This is a genomic window from Streptomyces europaeiscabiei, from assembly GCF_001550375.1.
GTDB lineage: Bacteria > Actinomycetota > Actinomycetes > Streptomycetales > Streptomycetaceae > Streptomyces > Streptomyces europaeiscabiei.
On the sequence record NZ_LRTR01000582.1, the window covers coordinates 1 to 2117 of the forward strand.

General features: G+C 73.4%; 2 protein-coding genes. Both read left to right on the forward strand.

The features are described 5' to 3' along the window. Nucleotides 1–669: phosphopantetheine-binding protein (locus AWZ10_RS27790; protein ID WP_244172570.1), on the forward strand; the 669-nt coding region annotated here is incomplete at its 5' end. A 35-nt stretch (nucleotides 670–704) separates the two neighbouring features. After that, the coding region (locus tag AWZ10_RS27795; RefSeq protein WP_208618562.1) for a type I polyketide synthase at nucleotides 705–2117 on the forward strand (1413 nt) is incomplete at its 3' end.

Sequence of the window (2117 nt, forward strand, 5' to 3'; positions counted from 1 at the left end):
GCCGTCGCCGACATCGACTGGGTCCGCTTCGCGCCCGGGTTCACCACCTCCCGGCCCAGCCCGCTGCTCGCCGAACTCCCCGAGGTCCGCGACCTGCTCGCCCAGCGCCCGGACACCACCGCGGCAGCCCCGCACGCCCTGCGCGAGCGGCTCGCCGGGCAGTCCGCCGCCGAACGCGAACGCACCCTCACCGCCCTGGTGCGTACGGAGGCCGCCGTCGTCCTCGGCCACGCCGGCACCGACCGCGTCGGCGCCGCGACGGCCTTCAACGCCCTCGGCTTCGACTCCCTCATGGCCGTCGAACTGCGCAACCGGATCGGCGCCGCCACCGGCCTGGCCCTGCCCGCCACACTCCTCTTCGACCAGCCGAACGCCACCGCGCTCGCCGCATACCTGCGCGGTCGGCTCACCGACGACAGCGACGGCGCGGGAGCCGTCCTCGCCGGACTGGACTCCCTGGCGACGCTCCTGGCCGAACTGCCCCAGGACGACACCCGACGCGACCGCATCGGCGCCCGTCTGCAGTCCCTGCTCGGGAACTTCACCGGCAGTACCACCGCCGCCGCCGTCACCACGGCCGACACCGGCGACGACATCGGCGACCGGATCCGGTCCGCGGACGCGGACGAGATCTTCAGCTTCATCGAGAACGACCTCGGCATCTCCTGATGGCACGGCCACGGGACCTGAGAACGGGTGAAACCATGAGCGATGAGGACAAGCTCCTCGGCTACCTGAAAAAGGTCACGGCCGATCTCCACCAGACGCGCCAGCGCCTGGCCGCGGCCGAGGCCCAGCAGCACGAATCCATAGCGATCGTCGCCATGGGCTGCCGCTTTCCCGGCGGTGTGAGCGACCCCGACGACCTGTGGCGGCTGCTCGACGAGGGTGCCGACGCCATGACGGAATGGCCGCGCGACCGAGGCTGGGACACCGACGCGCTGTACGACCCGACGCCCGGCACTCCGGGCCGCAGCTACACCCGCGTCGGCGGATTCGTCGACCGGGTCGCCGACTTCGACGCCGGCTTCTTCGGCATCTCCCCCCGCGAGGCCGTCGGCACCGACCCGCAGCAGCGGCTCCTGCTGGAGATCTGCTGGGAAGCCCTGGAACGCGCCGGGATCGACCCGCTCGCCCTGCGCGGCAGCCGTACCGGCGTGTTCGCCGGTACCAACCTCCAGGACTACACCACCCTGCTCAGCCTCTCCGACAACGCGGGGGACGACGGCGTCGGCAACTCCGCCAGCGTCCTGTCCGGCCGCGTCTCGTACACCCTCGGTCTGGAGGGCCCGGCCGTCTCCGTCGACACCGCCTGCTCCTCCTCCCTGGTCACCCTGCACCTGGCCGCGCAGGCGCTGCGCGCGGGTGAGTGCGACCTCGCGCTCGCCGGGGGCGTCACCGTCATGTCGACGCCCACGGTCTTCCTGGAGTTCAGCCGCCAGCGCGGTCTGGCCGCCGACGGCCGTTGCCGCGCCTTCGCGGACGCCGCCGACGGCACCGCCTGGGGCGAGGGCGCCGGAGTCCTCGTCGTCGAACGGCTCTCCGACGCCCGCCGCCACGGTCACCCCGTCCTCGCCGTGCTGCGCGGCTCCGCCGTCAACCAGGACGGTGCCTCCAACGGCCTGACCGCGCCCAACGGCCCCTCCCAGGAACGTGTCATCTGGCAGGCGCTCAACTCCGCGAAGCTCGCCCCCGCCGATGTGGACGCCGTCGAGGCGCACGGCACCGGCACCCGCCTCGGCGACCCCATCGAGGCCCAGGCCCTGCTCGCGACGTACGGTCAGGACAGGCCCGCGGACCGGCCGCTGCTGCTCGGCTCGGTGAAGTCGAACATCGGCCACACCCAGGCCGCCGCCGGTGTCGCCGGCGTCATCAAGATGATCCTGGCCCTGCGCGCCGGACGACTGCCCGCCACCCTCCACGTCGACCGGCCCAGCAGCCATGTCGACTGGTCCGCCGGCCACGTCGAACTGCTCACCGAGGCCCGCCCCTGGCCCGCCCCCGGCGACCGTCCGCGCCGCGCGGGCGTGTCGTCCTTCGGAGTCAGCGGGACCAACGCCCACGTCATCCTCGAACAGGCCCCGCCGACCGAGCCGGACGACACCGCCGCAACCGCC